The organism is Streptomyces manipurensis (assembly GCF_049570255.1).
GTDB classification, from domain to species: Bacteria; Actinomycetota; Actinomycetes; order Streptomycetales; family Streptomycetaceae; genus Streptomyces; species Streptomyces manipurensis.
In genome coordinates, this window is sequence record NZ_CP186950.1 from 2,214,464 (window position 1) to 2,235,894 (window position 21,431).

14 protein-coding genes are annotated in these 21,431 nt (G+C 72.8%); 8 read left to right on the forward strand and 6 right to left on the reverse strand.

The genetic code is table 11. From position 1 onward, the window contains the following. Positions 1-36: 36 nt before the first annotated feature. The 7 genes from ACPU2J_RS10210 (at position 37) to ACPU2J_RS10240 (ending at position 7,821) form a co-directional block, all read left to right on the forward strand. Positions 37-831: a tyrosine-protein phosphatase gene (locus ACPU2J_RS10210; RefSeq protein WP_423833111.1), complete on the forward strand. Its 795-nt coding sequence runs from the start codon at positions 37-39 to the stop codon at positions 829-831. Between the two features lie 77 nt (positions 832-908). Then, positions 909-2,849, forward strand: coding sequence for a hypothetical protein (locus ACPU2J_RS10215; protein WP_423833112.1), 1,941 nt, complete (start codon positions 909-911; stop codon positions 2,847-2,849). 169 nt (positions 2,850-3,018) lie between these two features. Further along, a complete protein-coding gene (locus ACPU2J_RS10220; protein ID WP_423833113.1) occupies positions 3,019-4,470 on the forward strand; it encodes a hypothetical protein in 1,452 nt (483 codons plus the stop codon). 78 nt (positions 4,471-4,548) lie between these two features. Beyond that, a complete protein-coding gene (locus ACPU2J_RS10225) occupies positions 4,549-5,445 on the forward strand; it encodes a metal-dependent hydrolase (RefSeq protein ID WP_365499619.1) in 897 nt (298 codons plus the stop codon). After that, the gene (locus ACPU2J_RS10230; protein ID WP_423833114.1) at positions 5,442-6,488 is read left to right on the forward strand and encodes a PDR/VanB family oxidoreductase; all 1,047 of its coding nucleotides are present in this window, start codon (positions 5,442-5,444) and stop codon (positions 6,486-6,488) included. Before ACPU2J_RS10225 ends, ACPU2J_RS10230 begins: the two co-directional genes overlap by 4 nt. 54 nt (positions 6,489-6,542) lie before the next feature. Further along, the gene (locus tag ACPU2J_RS10235) at positions 6,543-7,259 is read left to right on the forward strand and encodes a TetR/AcrR family transcriptional regulator (RefSeq protein WP_361603316.1); all 717 of its coding nucleotides are present in this window, start codon (positions 6,543-6,545) and stop codon (positions 7,257-7,259) included. A gap of 25 nt (positions 7,260-7,284) precedes the next feature. After that, entirely contained in the window at positions 7,285-7,821 is a 537-nt protein-coding gene (locus ACPU2J_RS10240) for a GNAT family N-acetyltransferase (protein ID WP_420080994.1), read from the forward strand. On the opposite strand, the gene pulA is transcribed toward ACPU2J_RS10240, so the two are convergent. Together pulA and ACPU2J_RS10250 are read right to left on the reverse strand one after the other, a co-directional pair. Further along, positions 7,808-13,153 (reverse strand): pullulanase-type alpha-1,6-glucosidase, encoded by a 5,346-nt coding sequence (pulA, locus tag ACPU2J_RS10245; protein WP_423833115.1) that lies wholly within the window; start codon positions 13,151-13,153, stop codon positions 7,808-7,810. The two genes, ACPU2J_RS10240 and pulA, sit on opposite strands and share 14 nt — an antisense overlap. Before the next feature lie 96 nt (positions 13,154-13,249). Further along, entirely contained in the window at positions 13,250-14,962 is a 1,713-nt protein-coding gene (locus ACPU2J_RS10250; RefSeq protein WP_420080992.1) for a carbohydrate-binding module family 20 domain-containing protein, read from the reverse strand. 312 nt (positions 14,963-15,274) lie between these two features. On the opposite strand from ACPU2J_RS10250, the gene ACPU2J_RS10255 reads away from it, so the two are divergent. Next, positions 15,275-16,450, forward strand: a complete 1,176-nt coding sequence (locus tag ACPU2J_RS10255) for a UDP-N-acetylglucosamine--N-acetylmuramyl-(pentapeptide) pyrophosphoryl-undecaprenol N-acetylglucosamine transferase (protein WP_420080991.1) — start codon at positions 15,275-15,277, stop codon at positions 16,448-16,450. A gap of 355 nt (positions 16,451-16,805) precedes the next feature. Here the strand turns inward: ACPU2J_RS10255 and ACPU2J_RS10260 are convergent, their stop codons facing one another. The 4 genes from ACPU2J_RS10260 to ACPU2J_RS10275 are packed head-to-tail and all read right to left on the reverse strand — an operon-like array spanning position 16,806 to position 21,426. Continuing rightward, on the reverse strand, positions 16,806-17,813 hold the full coding sequence (locus tag ACPU2J_RS10260) for a LacI family DNA-binding transcriptional regulator (RefSeq protein WP_399313986.1): 1,008 nt from the start codon (positions 17,811-17,813) through the stop codon (positions 16,806-16,808). Continuing rightward, positions 17,810-19,459, reverse strand: coding sequence for a glycoside hydrolase family 13 protein (locus ACPU2J_RS10265; RefSeq protein ID WP_420080990.1), 1,650 nt, complete (start codon positions 19,457-19,459; stop codon positions 17,810-17,812). The genes ACPU2J_RS10260 and ACPU2J_RS10265 overlap by 4 nt, the downstream gene beginning before the upstream one ends. A 51-nt stretch (positions 19,460-19,510) precedes the next feature. Beyond that, entirely contained in the window at positions 19,511-20,365 is an 855-nt protein-coding gene (locus tag ACPU2J_RS10270) for a sugar ABC transporter permease (RefSeq protein WP_361603298.1), read from the reverse strand. Further along, positions 20,362-21,426 (reverse strand): carbohydrate ABC transporter permease, encoded by a 1,065-nt coding sequence (locus tag ACPU2J_RS10275; protein WP_423833116.1) that lies wholly within the window; start codon positions 21,424-21,426, stop codon positions 20,362-20,364. Before ACPU2J_RS10275 ends, ACPU2J_RS10270 begins: the two co-directional genes overlap by 4 nt. Positions 21,427-21,431 lie beyond the last annotated feature (5 nt).

Consider the following 21,431-nt stretch of genomic DNA (forward strand, 5'->3'; position numbering starts at 1 on the left):
GACCCGAGCCACTCGCACACGGCTGGAGCCGCCACGATGACCGCCACCCCCTCCACCACCGTCGCCAACCTCCGCGACCTCGGCGGCACCCCGCTCGCCGACGGCCGTACCGTCCGGCCCGGCCTGGTCCTGCGCTCCGGCCAGCTGGACCGGCTGGACCTGGACGCCGACCCGGTGGTGGCCGCGCTGGGCGTGCGCACCGTCATCGACTTCCGCACCGACGCCGAGCGCGCCGACCACCCCGACCGCATACCGCCGGGCGCCCGGCTGCTCGTCGGCGACGTCCTCGCGGACAAGCTGAGCGCGGGCAGGATGCCCGCCGCGGCCCAGCTCAAGGACCTGATGTCGGACCCGGCGGTGGCCGAGGAGCACCTGGGCGGCGGCAAGGCGCAGAAGCTGTTCGCCGACACCTACCGCGCCTTCGTGAACACCGGGTCCGCGCAGGCGGCCTACCGCACCCTGCTCACCGAGGCGGCCGACGCCGAGGCGGGTCCGCTGCTGTTCCACTGCACCGCCGGCAAGGACCGCACCGGCTGGGGCGCGACGGTCCTGCTGTCGCTGCTCGGCGCGGACGACGAGACCCTGATGGACGAGTACCTCTCGGTCAATCCGGCGGTCAGGCAGGCCTTCGCCCCGATGATCGAGGGCTTCACGGCGGCCGGGGGCGACCCGGACATCGCGCTGGCCCTCATCGGCGTCTTCCCCTCCTACCTGGGGGCCGCCCTGGACGAGGTCGAGATCCGCTACGGCTCCATGGAGAAGTACGTGCGCGAGGGTCTCGGCGTCCCCGACGAGACGGTCCGGGCCCTGCGGGACCGCCTGGTGGCCTGACGCCCCGGAGCGTCCCGGACCCGTCCGGCGGACCGCCGGCCGGGTGACCATCCGACGATTCGCTCGTTCTGCTGAACGTGACTGCGCCGGACACCGCCACCCGCCCCCTGCCGCCCGCATCCGTGCCGCCGGACGTCGAGCAGGCCGAGGCCGCCATCGTCGAGCACTACCCGCGGCTGGTGCGGCTCGCCTACCTGGTGCTGCCTCCCACGCTCGGCCGCAACCGCCGGGTGCTCACGGCCCATTCGCTGGTGCAGCGGGCGCTGCCGCGCGGCGGGCGGCGGGACGCGGCGGCGGGCGCCGCGGCCGTGCAGGGCGGGGTCCCGGGCCGGCGCGGCGGCGTGGACGACTCCGGCTACGCCTACGTCCGGCTGCGCGTGCTGCGCGCCGCCCTGGAGGCCGGGCTCCCGCTGACGTTCCGCTCGCTGCCGCGGCGCGCCCAGCTCCCGCCGGCCCTGCCGCAGGTGTGGGGGCTGCGGCTGTTCCCCCGTGCGGGCGGGGCCGAGGAGCTCGCCCTCGACCAGTGGCTGGCCACGCTGGACGGGCCCGGGCGGGCCGCCTGCGTGCTGCGGGCCGTGGAGCGGTTGTCGGAGCCGGAGGTGGTCCGGGTCCTCGACGAGGCCGGCGTGCCCGATCCGGCCGCCGCCGTGGCGGAGTCCGGCGACCCGGCCGACGACGCCCTGTTCGCCTCCCCCGAGTTCGATCCGTGCGTGCTCCAGGCCCGTCCGACCGACCTGCTGCGGCGGCGGCGCCTGACCCGGGCGGCGCTGGCCGCCGCCGCGGCCCTCGCCGTGTGCGGGACGCTGCTGGCGCTGCCGGGCGGGGGCTGGGGTGCGGACGGGGCGGCCGCCCCGCCCTACGCGCGCAACGCCGCGGCCGAGCAGGCGTTGGATCCGGGGAAGCTGGTGCGGGCCGCGCCCACGCTCTGGCGGACGTCCTCCCGTACGGGCTTCTCCACCTGGCCGGCCCGAGGCGAACGTGCCGACGACACCGCGCTGCTGCGCCGGGCGCTGGCCGTGTGGGCCCGGCCGGGCGCTTCGGTGGCGGTCTCCGCCACCCCGGGGACCCCGGCCGGGCCGCCGATGGGGCCGGCGCAGCTGCTGTACGCGGGCGCCGTCGACCAGGCCGTCGTCGTCCTGCTGCACGACGGTCTGCGGGTGGTCCGCTACGCCGAGCCGCGGACCGGATCCGCGGGCGCGGCCCTCGACTTCGCCCGGACCGACGGGGCTTCGGCGGACACGGCCGCCGCGCTCGTGCTCAGCAGGGTGGACGGCAACGTCCGCTATCTGACCGCGCCCTGGGTCACCGGTGCGGCCCTGCGGGACCTGCTCCGGCCCACGGCCGCGCCCACCGCGCTCAAGCCGACGCCGGACGGGGTGACCCCGCCGGTCCCGGGTCCGGCCCCGAAGGGCGAGTGCACGAGCTGGAACGCCCTGGCGCTGACCGGTGACGGCGCCACCCGCCTGATCACCGACCTCGGCGAACTGACCCCGGCCCGGCTGACCTCGGGCGCGCCGGGCGCGGAGCGGAACGTGACGGAGGCCGCGGAGCTCGGGGACTGGTCGCGGATCGCCTGTCTGCTGCCCTCCGTCCGCTCGCACGGGGTGCGTTCGGTGAACGCGTGGACGTACGCGAAGCAGCCGCTGCCGGAGGGCGAGGGGACGTCCGCCTGGCTGTGCACGCGGGCGGAGACCTGGCACGGTGCGGCGGACCGGGTCCAGGCGCAGTTCCTGGCACCGGGCACGGGTACGGCGGCGCAGGCGGCCGCGGCGGAGGGTTCCGCGGCGTGCGGGACCAGGGAGCCGCGCGTCCTGGCGGGTGTCCTGTGGAAGTCCCGGGCGGGCCAGTGGTACGTCCTGGCGGCGGGCAGTGCGCAGTTCGCGTCGCTGTCGGTGTCGGGCGGGGGCGTGAACGGTTCGGCGAACGGCAACCGCCTGGCGGTGAAGGCCCAGGCCGGTGCGCAGGTGGACCTGTCGGGGAAGCTGACGGACGGTACGAAGGCGGGGGTGTTGCGCTAGCGGGCCCGGCCCGGACCGGGGCGGCCGAGCCGGTGAAAGTTCAACCACCGCCTGGCCAAAGGGAGTTGGCGGGATCCGAACATGACGGTCGCTGTGCCCACATGGCATGATCGGTTCCGGTTACCGTTCGGTAATCCCCCACACCCCACGCCCCTCGAAGGTCCACCACGTGCGCACGCTTGCCCGCAGCCTCCTCCTCCCCGGCCTGACCGCCCTCGCGCTCACCGCCACCGGCTGCTCCTCCACACCCCACACCGGCGCGGCCGAACCGGCCGGCACCACCTCCCCGACACCCACCGCCGACGGCGTCTCGCAGCAGCTCGACGTGGCCGCCGCACCCCAGGGCGAGTCCACGCCCGCCGCCGTGGCCCGTGGCGACGCGAAGGGGCGGACCGAGAAGTCCGCACTGAAGGTCGCCTCGTACGACGCCGCGAGCGGACGGGCCGTCATAGCCGACGCGCCCAAGGCGCCCTCCAAGGGGCCCTCGCAGGCCCCCTCCCAGGCCCCCTCGCCCGGGAAGACGGCGAGCACGCCGCCCGACTCCGCCAGGCCCGGGGCCGACAAGCCCGTCGCCGTGGGCGACGTCATCGCCAGCGCGCCGGCCCCCGGCGCCCCCAACGGGCTGCTCGCCAAGGTCACCGAGGTGGTCGGAAAGACCGACCGCGGCACCGAGGTGAAGACCGCCTCCACGACCCTGGCCTCCGTCCTCAACGACGACAAGGCCGACGGCAAGGTCCCCGTCGACCCCGCGTCGGTCACCGTCGAGCCCCTGATGAAGGGCGTGACCTTCTCCTGGGCCAAGAGCGACGGCCTGAAGTTCGGCCCCGAGGGTGCCAAACTGCCGCTCGGGAACCTGCGGCTCGACGTGAACGCCTCCGTCGACACCGCCCCGGACGCCCCCGCCTCGGCCGGCGCCTCCGTCTCCGGCTTCGTCCAGCTCGCCCCTCAGGTGGAGTTCGCGTACGACGGCACGCCCGGCGGCGCACCGGGCCCGCGCGGCGCCTTCCTCGGGATGAGCGGCGACTGGTCCTCGCAGTGGAAGCTGCAGGGCCGCGCCGCCGCGAGCACGGGCGCGCCCAAGCGGATCCCGTTCGCCAAGCTGCACAGCTCCCCCGTCATCCAGGTCGGCCCGGTGCCCGTCGTGGTCAACCTCGACCTGACCTGCTACATCCAGGTGGAGGCGGACGGCAAGGTCACCGTCGAGGTCCAGCAGGACGTCAAGGGCGACTTCAAGGTCGGCGGCAGCTACGCCGTGGGCAAGGGCTGGACGCCCGTGAGCGCGTCGAACGTGCAGAGCACGCCGGTGCGGGCGAGCGTCACCGCCGCCGGACGGGTCAAGGGCGCCATCGGCGCGGAGGCCTCGGTCGGCCTCTACGGCGCCGTCGGCGTCACCGGCGACTTCGCCCCGTACCTGCGCGGCGAGGCCGACGCGAAGGCGACCGCGTCCAGCGACGGCAAGACCTCGCTCAGCGGCGCCTGGGCGCTGTACGGCGGCTTCGACCTGAGCGGGAACCTGCAGCTGCAGCTGTCCCTGTTCGGCACCCCGCTCTTCGAGCGGCGCATCCCGCTGGGCAGCCTCAACCGCGAATGGGCACTGGCGAGCGGCCGCACCGGCCAGTAGGACCCCGGCCCGGGGGCGTGCGCGAGAACTCGGCGCAGGGGTCTTCTCACCTCCTGTACCCATCAGTACATTGACGCCATGTCTAATACGCCGCTCGCGCCCGCCCCCGTGGCGTCGGAACACGTGGACCTCAAGCCGCGGAACGTGTCCTTCGGCTGGAAGGACACCCCCCTCCACTGGCTGCCCGGCGAACCCTTCGCCGGACACATGATCAACGTGCTCCACCTGCTGCTCCCCGCGGGCGAGCGCTGGTTCGTCCACGTCTACAAGCAGGCGCTCCCCCACATCACGGACGAGCGCCTGCGCGAGGACGTCGTGGGCTTCATCGGCCAGGAGGCCATGCACGCCGCCGCGCACGACGACGTGCTCCCCCACCTCAAGCGCCTGGGGCTGGACCCCACCCCCTACACCGCGCAGGTGGACTGGATGTTCGAGAAGCTGCTCGGCGACCGGACCCTGCCGCCCGGCCGGGCCCGGCACTGGTGGCTCATGGAACGCATCGCGATGATCGCGGCCATCGAGCACTACACGGCCTTCCTCGGCGACTGGGTCCTCAACGCCGACGCCCTCGACCGCCGCGGCGCCGACCCCACCATGCTGGACCTGCTGCGCTGGCACGGCGCCGAGGAGGTCGAACACCGCTCGGTGGCCTTCGACCTCTTCATGCACGTCGACGGCGGCTACCGGCGCCGCGCCCGCACCTGGGCGACCGCCTTCTCCGCCCTGGTCTTCCTCTGGCAGCGCGGCGTGCGCTTCTTCATGGAGAACGACCCGCACCTGGTAGACGGCAAGGCCTCCTTCGGGCAGTTCGTCCGCGCCGGCCGGCAGGGCGTGCTCCCCTCGACCGGCGCCATGCTGCAGTCCATCCCGAAGTACCTCTCCCGCACCTACCACCCCTCGCAGGAGGGCTCCACGGCCCAGGCCGTCGCCTACCTGGCCACCTCCCCCGGCGCGAACGGCGGGGTGCGGGCATGAGGCGCGTCCTCGCGGTCACCGCGGTCGCCGGTGCGGCCTGGGCGGCCCGGCGGGCCCTGAGCCGGCGCATCGACAGGTCCCCGCTGTGGCCCCTGCCCGCCCTGGAACAACCGGTGTCCGGGCACTCCCCGCGCCGTACGCTGCGGGCCCGGATCGCCTCCCGCACCGAGCCCGCGGACGGCGTGCTGCGGCTGGTCCTGGAGGCCCCCGACCTGCCCGCCTGGACCCCCGGGGCCCATGTGGACCTCACCCTCCCCTCGGGCCTGGTACGCCAGTACTCGCTGTGCGGCGACCCCGGCGAGCACGGCCGGTACACCATCGCGGTCCGGCTGGTCGAGGACGGCCGCGGCGGCTCCCGCGAGGCGCACGCCCGGCTGACCGAGGGCACCGAGCTGGAACTGCGCCCGCCCCGCAACCGCTTCGAGCTGCTCCCGGCACCCCGCTACGTGTTCGTCGCCGGCGGCATCGGCATCACCCCCGTGCTGCCCATGCTGCGCGCCGCGTCGCGGGCGGGCGCCGAGTGGACCCTCCTCTACGGGGGCCGCTCCCGGGCCTCGATGCCCTTCCTGGACGAACTCGCCGCCCACGGCGACCGGGTCGTGCTCTTCCCGCAGGACGAGACGGGCCTGCCCGACCTGTCCGCGGTCTCCGCGGCGGCGCCCGGCACCCTCGTCTACTGCTGCGGCCCCGAACCCCTCATGCGGGCCGTCACCGAGGCCGCCCCCGACCCGGACGCCGTGCACCTGGAGCGCTTCGCCCCGGCCGCGGAACCCGGCCCCGCCCGGGCCTTCACGATCGAACTCCGCCGCTCCGAACGGGTCGTGGAGGTGGCCGCCGACGAGAGCGCCCTGGCCGCGGTGCGCCGGGAGCTGCCGGACACCCCGTACTCGTGCGAGCAGGGCTTCTGCGGCACCTGCCAACACCGGGTCCTCGCGGGTGCCGTGGACCACCGCGACGAACTCCTCACGGACGGGGAACGGGAGGACTCCATGCTGCTGTGCGTCTCCCGCGCCGAGGACGACCGGCTCGTCCTGGACCTGTGAGCACCGCGCCTCCGGCACCGGGGCCTCCTCCCGCTCCGCAGTAGGGTGTTCCGCATGACGACCGGGGTGCGACGCAGGATGGGTGTCGAGGAGCGGCGGCAGCAGCTGATCGGGGTCGCCCTGGAGCTGTTCAGCCACCGGTCCCCCGACGACGTGTCGATCGACGAGATCGCGGCGGCGGCGGGGATATCCCGGCCGCTCGTCTACCACTACTTCCCCGGCAAGCTGAGCCTGTACGAGGCCGCGCTGCGCCGGGCGGCCGACGACCTGGCGCAGCGCTTCGTCGAACCCCGGGAGGGGCCGCTCGGGGCGCGGCTGCTGCGGGTCATGGGACGGTTCTTCGCGTTCGTGGACGACCACGGGCCGGGCTTCTCCGCGCTCATGCGGGGCGGACCGGCGGGCGGCAGCAGCCGGGCCAACGCGATGATCGACGAGGTCCGGCAGGCCGCGTACGAGCAGATCCTCACGCACCTCGACATCGGCCTCGACGACCCGCCGGCCCGTATGGAACTCGTGGTGCGCTCCTGGGTCTCGCTCGCCGAGTCCACCGCGCTGATCTGGCTGGACGGACGCCGCATCCCGCGCGCCGAACTCGAACTCCAGCTGGTGCACGACTTCGCGGCACTGGCCGGGGTCAGCGCCGCGTACGACGCCGAGATGGCGGGCATCCTGGTGCGGATCCTCGCCGACGAGCCGGCGGACGGGCCGTTCGGTGAGCTCGCGACCCGGCTGGCGGTGCTCGTCTCGGGCGGGGTGCCCGCCCCGCGGTGATCTTGCGTGTGGCCATAATGCCCGCGTGATCATTGACGACGGGATCTTGTTCCGGCAGGCCGAGGAGAAGGACGCCGGCACCCTGGTGCAGCTGTACGACCAGGCTGCCCGCTGGATGCGCAAGCACGGGATCGACCAGTGGAAGCCCGGGGAGAAGGACGCCGCGCACTTCCGGGCGGTGATGCGCTCCGGCGAGGTCTGGATCGGCTCGGACACCGACGGCCGGGTCTGCGGCGCCTACGAGCTGTGGTGGTCCGACGAGGACGCCTGGGGCGTCCAGCCGCCCGTGGCCGGCTACGTGCACCGGCTGATGGTGGCGCGCGAGACCGCCCCCGCCGGAACCGGGCGGCGGCTGCTCGAACATGCCGAGCGGCGCGTCGCCGGGACCGGCCGGGAACGGGCGCGGCTGGACTGCGTCTCCACCAACCCCCGGCTGCTCACGTACTACCGAGGTGCGGGCTACCGGGTGGTCGGGGAGTTCCCCCACAAGGAGGGGAAGGACGGCAGGATCTACGGGGTGATCCTGCTGGAGAAGCGGCTGGACCGGCTCAACGCCGTGTGAACACGGCGACCGTGCGGGCCGGGACGGTGAACTCTCCCTTCTGCCGGTCGAAGGCGGACTGCCGGACCGTGGCGTCGGCCCCGGCCGCCTGGACCGGGTGCAGGCGGTGGGCGGTGCCGGCGAGGGCCGGGACGCGCTGCGTCTGCGTCTGCGGGGTGGCGTTGAAGACGACCACGAGGTCGCCCAGGGTCATGGTGATCACACCCGGGGTCTCGTCCGTGCCGGAGAGGGGGAAGCCCAGCGAGGACTGCACCGCCCCCGCCGTGGTGAGGGCGAACTCCGGCTCCGTGGTACGGATCTTCAGCAGGTCGCGGTGGGCCGCGGCGGTGGCGTCGATCTCGGCGCAGCCGGGGGCCGGGCCGGTCAGCAGCGGCTTGGCGTACGTCCACTTCGGGGCGTTGTCGGCGGCCGGGGGCAGGCCCCGCCCGAAGCCGTTGCCGTCGCGGCAGTCCCAGTGGATGGCGTTGAACCAGTCGCCGCTGTCGTAGGAGTTGCGGTCCAGGGACTTCGAGCGCAGCAGGTCGGTGCCCGCCTGGGAGAGGGCCGGGCCCTGGGAGAGGGTGGCCGTCGCCATCGCCAGGACGTGCATGCGGGCCTGGTCGCGCGGGCTCGTCCCGGCCGGCAGCTTGAAGGTCAGCGCGTCGGCGAGGGTCTCGTTGTCGTGGGCGTCGGCGTAGGCCAGGGCGTCCCCGGGGGCGGCCGCGTAACCGGCCGGGGCGCCGTTGTAGTCCACCTCGGAGCCCTTGACCCGGCGGCCTGTGGTGTCGGTGAAGGTGTACGCGGCGAGGTTGCCGGAGAGGCCGACCTTGATCAGGTCCTGGGCGTGCAGGAGCCGGGTCCGCTGCTGTGCGGGGGTGCCGTTGGCGGGCGATGCGTTCGGGGCCGTGAACAGTCCGGAGGCGAAGCCCTGGACGCGCGGGTCCTCGTCGAAGGGGCCGCCGCCGCGGACGGCGTCGCGGGCCCGGTCGGAGAAGGTGGCGATGCCCGTGCCCGCCATGTTCTTCTGCGTGGCCTGCACGAAGCGGGCGTCGTCGGCGATCTCGCCGAAGTTCCAGCCCTCCCCGTAGAGGACGATCCGCTTGCCGTCGACCCCGTCCTTGGCGGGGGTCAGGGCGTCCAGGGCGGCGCGTACGGCCAGGATGTTGGCCTTCGGGTGGTGCCCCATCAGGTCGAAGCGGAAGCCGTCGACCTTGTACTCCTTGGCCCAGGTGACGATCGAGTCGACGACGAGGCGGCCCATCATGGCGTTCTCGGGCGCGGTGTTGGCGCAGCAGGTGGAGGTGGCCACGGAGCCGTCGGCCAGCAGGCGCTGGTAGTAGCCGGGGACGATGCGGTCGAGGACCGACTTGTCCGACTGCCCGGCGGCGACCGTGTGGTTGTAGACCACGTCCATCACCGTGCGCAGGCCGGCGCCGTTCAGCGACTGGACCATCCTGCGGAACTCGACGGTGCGGGCAGTGCCGTTCGGGTCGCTGGCGTAGCCGCCCTCGGGGACCGTGTAGTGCAGCGGGTCGTATCCCCAGTTGTAGGCGTCCTTGGCGGCGGCGGCCGCCACGCACGCCTGCTGCTCCTGGGAGTCCGGGGCGTAGACCTTCAGGTCGCAGGCGGGCTCGGTGCGGTCGGCCGCCTTCTCCGGGACGGTGCCGATGTCGAAGGCGGGCAGCAGGTGCACGTACGAGGTGCCGGCCTCGGCGAGGGCGCGCAGGTGCCGCATGCCCGCCGAACCGGTGTCGGTGAAGGCCAGGTACTGGCCGGGGTGGGCGCTGGTGCGGTCCGCGACGGAGAAGTCGCGGATGTGCAGCTCCTGGATCTGCGCGGAGGTGAAGGGGACGGCAGCGGGCTTGCGCAGCGACTTCCAGCCGGGCGGCGCCAGCTTCGGGTCGGCCAGGTCGACGACCAGGCTGTGCACGGAGTCCGCGGTGAGGGCGGTGGAGTAGGGGTCGGTGACCAGGTTGCGGACCACCTGGCGGGTGCTGGGGGCCCAGACGGTCACCGCGTAGCGGTAGGGCTTGCCGGCCCAGGAGCGCTCGCCGCGCACCGACCAGACGCCGGTGGCGTCGTCGCGGCGCATGGCGACGGTGCGGCCGTCGAGTTCGAGGGCCACCTGCTGGGCGGTGGGCGCCCAGACCGAGAGGGTGGGCCGGCCGTCCTTGAAGACCGGGCCGAGGGCGGCGGTCGTCGCGTACAGGTCGTCGAGGACCCCGGCGAGCTGGACGCCGGTCGCGGCGAGGACGGCACCGTTCGCGGCCCGGGCCGAGGCGACGAGCTGGCCGCGCAGGGCCTCCCGCACGCGGTCCCGGTCGCGCGGGTCCACGGTGAACGCGGCGTACGCGGCCAGGTGCGGGAACTTCTGCTTCTGGGCGGCGGTCAGCTCGGTCCGGTGCAGCCGGAGCCACGGGGCGGCGCCGGTCAGGGTGCCGTTCGCGGCCTTGACGGCGCCCTCGCGGGAGGCGAGGAGCTGCACGGAGGCGGCGGCCGCGGGGGCGTTCCAGGCGACGGTGTCGCGGTCGATCCAGACGGCCTCGGCCTTGGTGAGGTCGAGGGCGGCGGCGGATCCGGCGGGCTGCGGCAGGAGGTACTTCTCCCGGCCGCCCAGCGTCCACACCTCGTGGCCGGTGGCCTTCAGGTCCAGGGACTGGTCCGAGGGGAGGTCCTTCTCGTCACCCTTGTGCAGGATGTAGCTGAGGCTGGTGGCTCCCGGGGCGAGCGGGACCTCGTAGACCGCGCCGAAGGAGTCGAAGCGGGCGGGGAGCAGCGGCTTGGACCAGTCGGTCGGCGTCGCGGCCCCGGTCCAGACGTGCAGGCCCCAGCCGTCGTAGGCGCCGTCGGAGCGCTGGTGGTGCAGGACGGCCTTGCCCTGGTCCTGCGGCGGGTGGGCGGGGCGCTCGGTGCGGGCGGGCTCCTTGCCCTGCTCCAGCCAGATCTCGCCGGTCTTCGTCACGTCGATGCTGCGGTCGGCGGCGACGTCCTTGGTGCCGTTCTTGTCGATGACGAGATAGCTGACGGAGGAGGCGCCGGGCTTGAGCCTGACGTACGCGAAGGCGCCGTAGGCGTCACGGCCGGTGAAGGCGTGGCCCTCGGGCCACGGCGTGGCCTCGCCGTCCGCAAGATCGCCCCAGGCGTAGAGGCGCCAGTCGTCGTAGTCGCCGTCGGGGCGGTTGTAGTGGACGACCGCGTAGTCCCGCTGGGTGGCCGTGGGGACCTCGGGGGGCGGCGCCTGGCCGGTCGCGGAGGCGGCGATGGCGCTCGCGGTGCGGCCCGCGGAGTCCACGGCGACGGCCTTGTAGCGCAGGGCGGTCCCCGCGGGGGTCCCGGCGTCGATGTGCTGGGTGACCTTGTACGGGGCGTGGTCGGCGGAGCCGAGGACCTGCCACCGGCCGTTGCCGGTCTGCGCGGCGAAGACGACCCGGTTGAGACCGCCGCCGGTGACGTCCGCGGACAGCTCCACGGTGCCGGTGGCGCCCGGCGCGGGCGCCTTCAGGGTCAGCGCCGGGCCGGTGGCCGGCTTCGCGGCGGGGGCCACGGCCTGGAGGACGACGCTGCCGAGGGCGGGGACGACGACCGTGAGCTTGCCGGCGGCCGAGGCGCGCAGCAGGGCGGTCCCGCCGTGGAGGGTGCGGTACTGGCTGCCGGCCGGCGCGTCGATCTCCACGGTCCGGGACGCGGTGCCGTTGTTCGCGGCGACGAGGTACTCGGTGCGCGTCCTGGTGTCGGTGCGGGCGAACGCGTACACGGAGCCGTCGGAGAGGCGTTCGCTCTGGACGCCGTCGCGCAGCGCCGGATGTGCCTTCGTCAGCTTCGAGAGGGCGCTGATCTGCCGGTAGAGCGGGTGCCCCGGGTCGTAGGCGTCGGCCGCGTGCGTGCGCGCCGTGCCGAGCTGGTCGTCGTCCAGGTAGTCGGCGACGCGGGTGGCGAACAGCGGCTGGCGCGCGTCCTTGTCGCCGCCTGCCCCGGTGAAGCCCTGCTCGTCGCCGGAGTAGACCACCGGGTTGCCGCGCGAGAAGAACATCAGCTCGTTGGCGAGCCGGTAGCGGTCCAGCAGCTCCTGCTCGCCCGCCTCCGGCCGGTCCTGCTTCAGGAAGGTCCCGAAGCGGCCCATGTCGTGGTTGCCGAGGAAGGTGACCTGCTCGTACGCGTTGGCCTTGTCGGTGGTGTACCGGTAGTCGTCGGCCAGGACGGAGCCCAGCCGGGAGGCCTGCGCGCCCTGCGAGGCGTACGCGCGGATCGCGTCCTGGAGCGGGAAGTCGAGGGTGGCGTCGAGGCGGCCCCGCGTCACGTACGGGGAGGTGACGGCCGTGTCGGCCGAGTAGACCTCGCCGAACATGAAGAAGTCCTCCCGCCCGCGCTCGGCCGCGTAGGCGTCGAGGGCCGTCGCCCACTGCGTCCAGAACTCCGTGTTGACGTGCTTGACCGTGTCGATGCGGAAGCCGTCGATGTCGAAGTCCCGCACCCACTTCTCGTAGATCTTCTCCATCCCGTCGACCACCTCGGGACGCTCCGTCCACAGGTCGTCGAGGCCGAAGAAGTCGCCCTGCTCGGAGGACTCGCCGGCGAAGGTGGAGTCCCCGCGGTTGTGGTACATCGTCGGGTCGTTGAGCCAGCCCGGGACCTTGGCGTTCTTCTTCGCGTCCGGCACGAACGGGGTCCTCGGGAAGGACTCCCCGTCCACCTTCGGGAACTTCGCCTTCCCGGCGGCGTAGTCCTTGTCGTCGAACGGCACCCCGTCCTTCGTCAGGTAGGGGAACGCCCCCTTCGACAGATAGCCGTAGGACGCCTCCCGGTAGTCCACGACGTCCGCGGTGTGGTTGGTGATGACGTCGAAGAAGACCTTCATCCCCTTGGCGTGCGCCTTGTCGATCAGCCGCTCCAGGTCCGCGTTGGTGCCGAAGTGCGGGTCGACCTGGGTGAAGTCGGTGATCCAGTAGCCGTGGTACCCGGCGGAGACGTCGTCGCCCTTGCCCTGCACCGGCTGGTTCTTGAAGATCGGCGCCATCCAGATGGCGGTGGTGCCGAGCCCCTTGATGTAGTCGAGCCGGTCGGTGAGCCCCTTGAGGTCACCTCCCTGGTAGAAGCCCTTGTCGGTGGGGTCCAGGCCGGTCTCCAGGCGCGAGCCGGTCAGACCTCCCCGGTCGTTGCGCGGATCGCCGTTCGCGAAGCGGTCCGGGAGCACGAAGTAGAACTGCTCCCGGGTCAGGTCGTGCCGCGCGGGCTCGGAGGCCAGCTTCGCGTCCGAGGGCGGAGCGGGCGGCCTCGCCGCGGCCGCGGCGGGGAGGGCGGGCAGGAGCGTCACGGCCAGGGCGGCGGCGAGCACTCCTGCGGCAGGGCGTATCAAGGCGGGTCTCCTTGGGTACGTGTCGCGTGGCTGCGGGCCGCCCGGCGGTGGCAGGGACGGTGGTGCCGGGCGGCCCTGGTCTGTGGGGGCGGCGGCTCAGCTGCGCCAGGTGTCGGTCAGCGTGACCTTGCCGCTCGCGGGGACGGTGGCCGTACGGTTGGCGCCGCTCTCCCAGGTGACGTTCCCGGAGGCGTCCTTGCGGACGTACTTGTACGCGAAGGACGTGCCGGCCGGGAGGCCGAGGTCGAGCTTCCAGACGGGGTAGGCCGCCGGGTCGAGCTTCAGGGCGCCGCCGGTGTTCCAGTTGCCGAGCTCGGCCCGGTCACCGGTCACGAAGATGTTCTGGCCCACGGCCGTGGTCGCGTTGACCGCGAAGGAGGCTCCGGCGGAACCGGCCGGGGTGCCCGAGCAGGTGCGGGCCCCCACGTGCAGGGCGAGGGCCGTGCCCGCGCCGAGCGTGGCGGTGAACCGGCCGTCCGACGCGACGGTGACCGCGCGGCCGCTCTGCACGTCGCAGTAGTCGCCGGCCGGGAGCGAGGTCTGGAAGGTGCGGGTCAGGGACGAGCCCTCGTGGTTGAGGGCGACGTACGCCTTGGAGCCGCGGCCGAACGCGATCTGGTCGCCGCCGTTGTCCCACCAGTTCACGACGCCCTGACCGCGCGCCGTGTTCCGGAAGGCGACCATGGAGGAGATCTCCCGCCAGGCGTGCTGGCACTTCCAGCCGTCGCTGTAGCAGGCGTTGACCGTGCCGCCGTTGGGCGGGCCGGCGTCCTTGTCGCTCCACTCGTAGCCGGAGTGCACGTCCGGCGAGCCGTAGGGCCAGGCCAGCATGAACACGTTGGCGAGGGTGTAGGAGGAGCCGTCCTTGTAGCTCAGGGTGTCGCCGAGCCGCTCGGTGTCGTGGTTGTCGACGAAGACCCCGGACTTGCCGCTCGCCATGTGGCCCCAGGCCTCGCCGAAGTTCTTCAGGTAGGCGAGGTTCTCGCTCTGGAAGACCCGCTTCAGGTCGCGCGCGTAGCGGAACTCCTGGACGTCGCCGTTGCCCAGGTACTCGCTGGGCGACACCGCCTCCCCGGCCCCGAATATCGCCTCCTGCTTCCAGTAGACGGACGGGTTGCTCAGCCGGGACTTGATGTTGGCGAGGTCGGCGGCGGGCATGTGCTTGGCGGCGTCGATGCGGAAGCCGTCGACGCCCAGCGAGAGGAGGTCGTTGAGGTAGCCGGCGATGCGCCCGCGCACGTACTCCTCGCCGGTGTCGAGGTCGGCGAGCTGGACGAGTTCGCAGTTCTGGACGTTGGTGCGGTCCTGGTAGTTGGAGATGGTGGCGCGGCAGTCGTCCAGGTCCGCGCCGGAGTAGAGGCCCGGGTAGGAGTACTTCGTATACGTGGAGCCGCCCGTTCCGGTGAGGGTGGCGCCCGCGTCCGCCGGGCCCGCCATGTGGTTGATGACGGAGTCGACGACGACCTTCACGCCCGCCGCGTGACAGGCGCCGACCATCGCCTGGAAGGCGGCCCGGTCACCGAGCCGGCCGGCGATCTTGTAGCTGACGGGCTGGTACGAGGTCCACCACTGGCTGCCCTGGACGTGCTCCTGGGGAGGCGAGACCTGCACGTAGCCGTACCCGGCGGGGCCGAGGGAATCGGTACAGGCCCGGGCGACCGAGTCGAAGCGCCACTCGAAGAGGACGGCCGTGACGTCCTTCTCGCCGGGGGGTGCGGCGGCGGCCTGCGGCCCGAGGGCCGTGAGGGCGGAGGCGGCAAGTGCGGTGGTGGCGAAAAGGGTTGCAGCTCTGACGGCTCTGGCAGGCATGCGGGGGCCTCCTGGCGGAAGGTGTGGGGATTGGAGCGACCGTAGGGGCCAGGTAGAAGGCCTGCAAGAGTTTGCGCAAGAGATTGCAGAATCGTTTCCGAGGCGTGTCCTCCGCCGTCCCCGGGGCCGGACTCCGGCCGGGGCGGGGGGAGTTCGGGGGTGGGGCGGTCAGTGAGGACCAGCGGGTCCTGGATTCCCTTTGGCTGCGCGGAAGGGCCGTCCGCGCGGCGGAGCGCGATGCACGGCAGGCGCTCCGTCGCGCGTCCGACGTCCTTCAGCGTGATTGGCTGGGCAGCCAGTAGGGTGCGTGGGGTGAACAGTTCCCCCGTGCTCCCGCGTTCGTTCCGGCTCCTCGTGACGGGCGGAGGCACTGGCGGTCACACCTACCCGGCCCTGACGGCGATCCGTACCCTGCAAGGCCGCCTCGCAGATGCGGGCAGCACGCTGGACGTCCTTTGGATCGGCACGGCGGACGGGCTCGAAGCACGTGTAGCCCCGGCGGAGGGGATCGCGTTCAGGACGGTGGCCACGGGCAAGATCCGCCGGTCGTCGAATCCGCTCAAGATGCTGTCCGCCGCGAACGTGAAGGACATGGCCCGGGTACCGCTCGGCGTGGCTCAGGCCCGGTCGATCGTGTCGGACTTCCAGCCGGACGTGGTCCTGGCCACCGGCGGGTTCGTCGCGGTCCCGGCCGGGCTGGCCGCTCGGCTGTGCCGCGTCCCGCTGGTCCTGCACGAGCAGACCGTCCGGCTGGGTCTGGCGAACCGGAAGCTCGCGAGTTCGGCAACGCGGATCGCGGTGTCCTCGGAGTCCTCGCTTGACCTGCTGCCGGCCGAGGTACGTGGGCGTGCGGTCGTCACCGGGAACCCGGTGCGGCCGGAGGTACTGGGCGGACACGCGGACAAGGCGGTTGAGGCGCTGGGCCTGTACGGGTTCGACCGGCGTCTGCCGACGGTGTACGTCACCGGGGGCGCGCAGGGCGCGCAGCAGATCAACGGTGTCGTCCGTGAGGTTCTGCCCTGGCTCCTGACGCACGCGAACGTGGTCCACCAGTGTGGTCCGGCGAACGTGGACGAACTCCGGTCGGCCGCCGCCGGGCTGGACCCGGTCCTCGCCGGCCGCTACCACCTGACCGGGTTCCTCGGGCCCGAGCTTCCTGACGTGCTGGCGCTGGCCGACGTCGTGGTGTCGCGCAGCGGAGCCGGCACCCTGGCAGAGCTGACCGCGCTCGGCAAGCCCGCGGTGTTCATCCCGCTCGCCACGTCGGCCGGGAACGAGCAGGCCCACAACGCCCGTCACCTGGCCGACGCGGGAGCGGCACTGGCGCTGCTCGCCGATGTCACCGGCCCTGTGCTCCAGAGCGCGGTCGGCCCGCTCCTGACCGACCCCGCCCGACGGACGGCGATGGCGCAGCGGGCCCGGACACACGGTCGGCCGGATGCGGCGGACAGGCTCGTGGACGTGGTGCTGTCCGCCGCATCCGGCTGAGCACGCCGCCATCGCAGGCGGCTACGTCCAGCCCAAGAGGCTCGCAGTCGCCATCGCAGCGGAGCGCGTAGCGATCGCGGGCGGCCTATGCCCGGCCACGGGGGCTCGCAGCCGCTCTCCTGGAAAAGCGCGTAGCGATCTGAGGCGTTCCCGTCCCGGGCTCCGCCCGGGACGGGACGCTCCCTCGTCTCGGAAAGGATGCTCCGGCCCGTTCCTTTGGGGGGTTCCCGGCACTGCTCTGATCCCGCCCCGCCGAAGCCCCCGCTCCCCCACACCACCCCGACGCAGGGAGGTGGGTGGGCGGCCGCCGGCGCGGGGTGGTGGGGCCGCGGGGGTGGAGGCCCCCCGACGGCCCCTAGCCCACCGGCGCCTGACCCGTCGACCCGCGTACCACCAGCTCCGGCTGGAAGACGTACTCGGTGCGCTGGACCGGGGTGCCCGACACCGCCTCCAGCAGCGCGCCGACCGCGGCCGTCGCCATGGCGCGGACCGGCTGGCGTACGGTCGTCAGCGGCGGGTCGGTGAACGCGATCAGCGGCGAGTCGTCGAAGCCGACGACCGACACGTCCTGCGGCACCCGCAGGCCCCGCTCGCGGACGGCCCGTATGACGCCGAGCGCCATGGGGTCGCTGCCGCAGACGATGCCCGTGCACCCGCGGTCGAGGAGGGCGCCGCCCGCGGCGTGGCCGCCCTCGACCGTGAAGAGGGTGCGCTGGATGAGCCCCTGCTCCTCCGCGTCGGGCACCAGGGCGCGGAAGCCCTGTTCCTTGCGGGCCGACGGCACGTAGCGGGTGGGCCCGATGGCCAGTCCGATCCGCTGGTGCCCGAGGTCCTGGAGGTGCCGTACGGCCATGTCGGCGGCGGCCCGGTCGTCGGGGGAGATGAAGGGGGCGTTCACCTGCTCGTTGAACCCGTTGATCATCACGAACGGCAGCCCGCGCGCGGCGAGGCGCTGGTAGCGGGCGGGGTCGGCGTGGGCGTCGGCGTGCAGGCCGGACAGGAAGACGATGCCGGTGACGCCCCGTTCCTCCAGCTGCTCGACCAGTTCGTCCTCGGTGGCTCCGCCGGGGGTCTGCGTGCACAGCACCGGCGTGTAGCCGTGGCCGGCGAGGGCCTGCTCGATGACCTGGGCGAAGGCGGGGAAGATGGGGTTGGTGAGCTCCGGGATCAGCAGGCCGACCAGGCCGTTGCTGCGCCGTTTGAGCCGTACGGGCCGTTCGTAGCCGAGCAGGTCCATCGCGGCCAGCACCTTGTGCCGGGTGCCGGCCGCGACGCCCGCCTTGCCGTTGAGCACACGGCTGACCGTCGCCTCGCTGACCTGGGCCTGCGCGGCGATGTCCGTCAACCGGAGAGGGGAGGTCACCCCGACGTCACCTGCCACCACGCCGTGGTGTCGGCCGGCAGCAGCCCGCCCTGGACCGGCTCGCCGCTGGACAGCAGGAGCTCGCCGGTGACGGGGAGCGGTACGGCCGCGCCCGTGGTGTTGGCCGCGCACAGGAAGTCCCCGCGGCGGAAGACCAGCACGCCCTGCGGTGCCTCCTGCCAGTCCACGGACTCGCCCGCGCCCAGGTCCGGGTGGTCGCGGCGCAGGCGCAGCGCGGTGCGGTAGAGCTCGAGGGTGGAGGACGGGTCGCCGGTCTGGGCCTCGACGCTCAGTTCCGCCCAGGAGTCGGGCTGCGGGAGCCAGCTGCCGCCGGTGCCGAAGCCGTAGGGGGCCTCGGTGCCGGACCACGGGAGGGGGACGCGGCAGCCGTCGCGGAAGCCGTCCTGTCCGGCGGCGCGGAAGAAGGACGGGTCCTGGCGGACGTCGTCGGGCAGGTCGGTGACGTCGGGCAGGCCGAGTTCCTCGCCCTGGTAGACGTACGCCGAGCCGGGCAGGGCCAGCATGAGCAGGCTGGCCGCGCGGGCGCGCCGCAGGCCGAGTTCGCGGTCGCCGGGCTCGCGCAGCTGGGTGCCGAGGCCGGCGGGGTTGGCGAAGCGGGTGGCGTGCCGGGTGACGTCGTGGTTGGAGAGCACCCAGGTGGTGGGCGCGCCGACGGGGCGCATCGCGGCGAGGGAGCCGTCGATGACCTCGCGGAGCGCGGCGGCCTCCCAGTCGCTGGTGAGGTACTGGAAGTTGAACGCCTGGTGCATCTCGTCGGGGCGGACGTAGCGGGCGGTGCGCTCGACGGTGGGGGTCCAGGCCTCGGCGACGAGGACGCGGTCGCCTTCGTACTCGTCGAGGATGCGGCGCCAGGAGCGGTAGATCTCGTGGACGCCGTCCTGGTCGAAGAAGGGCATGACGTCGTTGCCGAGCAGCTTGAGCTGGTCCTTGGCGCCGAGGTCGGGCAGGCCGGGGGCCTTGACGAGGCCGTGGGCGACGTCGACGCGGAAGCCGTCGGCGCCGAGGTCGAGCCAGAAGCGCAGGATGGAGCGGAACTCGTCCTGGACGGCGGGGTGGTCCCAGTTGAAGTCGGGCTGCTCGGGGGCGAAGAGGTGCAGGTACCACTCTCCGTCGGCGACGCGGGTCCAGGCGGGCCCGCCGAAGATCGACTCCCAGTCGTTGGGGGGCAGTTCGCCGTTCTCGCCCTTGCCGGGGCGGAAGTGGAAGCGTTCGCGCAGCCGGGATCCGGGGCCTTCGCGCAGTGCCTGCTTGAACCATTCGTGCTGGTCGGAGCAGTGGTTGGGGACGAGGTCGACGATGATGCGCAGGCCGAGGCCGTGGGCTTCGCGGATGAGGGCGTCGGCGTCGTGGAGGGTGCCGAACATGGGGTCGATGGCCCGGTAGTCGGCGACGTCGTAGCCGGCGTCGGCCTGCGGGGAGGCGTAGAAGGGGCTGAGCCAGACGGCGTCGACGCCCAGCTCCTTGAGGTAGGGCAGTCGGCTGCGGATCCCTTCGAGGTCCCCCATGCCGTCTCCGTTGGAGTCGGCGAAGCTGCGCGGATAGACCTGGTAGATCACCGCTTCTCTCCACCAGCCGGGCGCGGTGCCGGTGGAGGTGGGGAGTGCGTCGGCGAGGTGCTGGGTCATGTCGTCCTTGAAGAGATCGGGCCGGGAAGCGGAAGGGGCAGGCTCGGGTGGTCAGCCCTTGGTGGCGCCTGCCGTCATCCCGGCGACGAGGTGACGCTGGGCGAAAACGAAGAAGATCGCCGCGGGGATGGCGATGAGGACCGAGGCGGCGCTCATGGCTCCCCAGTTGGAGGTGTACTGGGTGACGAAGGTCTGCAGGCCGCCGGCGAGGGTGAGGTTCTCCTCGCCGACCATGAAGGCGGAGGCGTAGGCGACTTCGCCCCAGGCGGTGATGAAGGCGTAGAAGCCGGTGACGGCGAGGCCGGGCTTGGCGAGCGGCAGGATGAGCCGCCAGAAGGTGCCGAAGGGGTTGAGTCCGTCGACGCGGCCGGATTCGTCGATCTCGACCGGGATGGTGTCGAAGAAGCCCTTCATCATCCAGGCGCAGAACGGCACGGCGATGGTGAGGTAGGTGATGATCAGGCCGACGGGCTGGTTGAGCAGCCCGAGCTGTCCCATCAGGTTGTAGAGCGGGACGATCAGGATGGCCATGGGGAACATCTGCGTGATGAGCAGGGTCCACATGAGGGGCCGCATGCCGGGGAACCTGAAGCGGCTGACCGCGTATCCGGTGGTGGCGGCGATGAACACGCCGAGGACGGTGGTGACGCCGGCGACCAGGACGGAGTTCAGGAACCAGTCGAGGAAGTGGCTCGACTCCAGCAGGTTCGTGTAGTTGCCGAGGGTGGGTTCCTTGACGAAGTCCGTGGTGATCGCGTACTTCGCGGGCTTGAGCGAGGTCAGCAGGATCCACAGGACCGGGAAGACGGCGACGACCGAGGCCACGAGCAGGGTGGCGTGGAGGCCGAAGGAGGCGAGCGGGGAGCGGCTGCCCCGGGCCCGCGTGCGGGTCGTGGTCACGGTCACCACACCTCTCCCTGCTTGCGCAGCGAGCGCCGGTAGACCAGCGCGAAGATCATGAGCAGCAGGAGGATCAGCACGCCCCACGTCGCGGAGACGGCGAAGTCGCGCGGGCTCGTGATGAAGGCCTCCCGGAAGGCCTGGGTCACCAGGATCTCGGTGGAGTCGCCCGGTCCGCCCCGCGTGAGCAGGAAGATCACCGGGAACATGTTGAAGGTCCAGATGGTGGAGAGCAGGATGACGGTCATGCTGACCGCGCGGAGCCCGGGCAGGGTGATGTGGCGGAAGCGCTGCCAGGCGCTCGCGCCGTCCATCTCCGCGGCTTCGTAGAGCTCGCCGGGGATGGACTGCAGGCCGCCGAGGAGGGCGACCATCATGAAGGGGATGCCCAGCCAGACGTTGACGGCGATGACCGAGAACTTGGCCCAGGTGGGGTCGTCGAGCCACGGCACGGCGGCGATGCCGCCGCCGTCGAGGATCTTGTTGAGGATGCCGTTGTCGCGGTTGAAGAGAAACCGCCAGGCGAAGACGGAGACGAAGCCGGGGACGGCCCAGGGCAGGATGAGCGCCATCCGGTAGGCGGCGCGGCCCCGGAACTGCCGGTTCAGCATGTTGGCGAGGGCCAGGCCGATCGCGAACGTGATGGACACGCACGCGACCGTCCAGAGCACCGTCCACACCAGCCGCTGCAGGAACACCGGGTCGCCGAGCACCGCCGTGTAGTTGTCGAGTCCGACGAACTCGTACGTGGCGTCGATGTGGCGGGCGCCGATGTCTCGGGCGACGTTGCGCTCGTTGGCGTCGGTCAGCGACAGGTAGAAGCCGCGCACCAGCGGCCAGCCGATGATCACGCCGAGGACGAGCACGACCGGGGCGACCATGGCCCAGGCGTACCAGTGGGTGGAGAGGGCGCGCCTCAGCGCGCCCGCGTTCCCCGCACTCCCCGCGTTCCCCGTTCTCCGGGTGTTCCCGCTGTCAGTCCTGCGGCTCCGGCCGCGGACGGCGGAGTCGTTCCCGACTCCGCCGTCCGCGGCCTTCGCCACCGACTGGCTGGTGTCAGCAGCCATGGTGT

Bases quoted from the DNA above. Each gene is read 5' to 3' on its own strand.
- ACPU2J_RS10225 (WP_365499619.1), top strand. From the start codon at position 4,549: ATGTCTAATACGCCGCTCGCGCCCGCCCCCGTGGCGTCGGAACACGTG.
- ACPU2J_RS10265 (WP_420080990.1), bottom strand. From the start codon at position 19,459: ATGACCCAGCACCTCGCCGACGCACTCCCCACCTCCACCGGCACCGCG.
- ACPU2J_RS10250 (WP_420080992.1), bottom strand. From the start codon at position 14,962: ATGCCTGCCAGAGCCGTCAGAGCTGCAACCCTTTTCGCCACCACCGCA.
- ACPU2J_RS10235 (WP_361603316.1), top strand. From the start codon at position 6,543: ATGACGACCGGGGTGCGACGCAGGATGGGTGTCGAGGAGCGGCGGCAG.
- ACPU2J_RS10210 (WP_423833111.1), top strand. From the start codon at position 37: ATGACCGCCACCCCCTCCACCACCGTCGCCAACCTCCGCGACCTCGGC.
- ACPU2J_RS10275 (WP_423833116.1), bottom strand. From the start codon at position 21,426: ATGGCTGCTGACACCAGCCAGTCGGTGGCGAAGGCCGCGGACGGCGGA.
- ACPU2J_RS10230 (WP_423833114.1), top strand. From the start codon at position 5,442: ATGAGGCGCGTCCTCGCGGTCACCGCGGTCGCCGGTGCGGCCTGGGCG.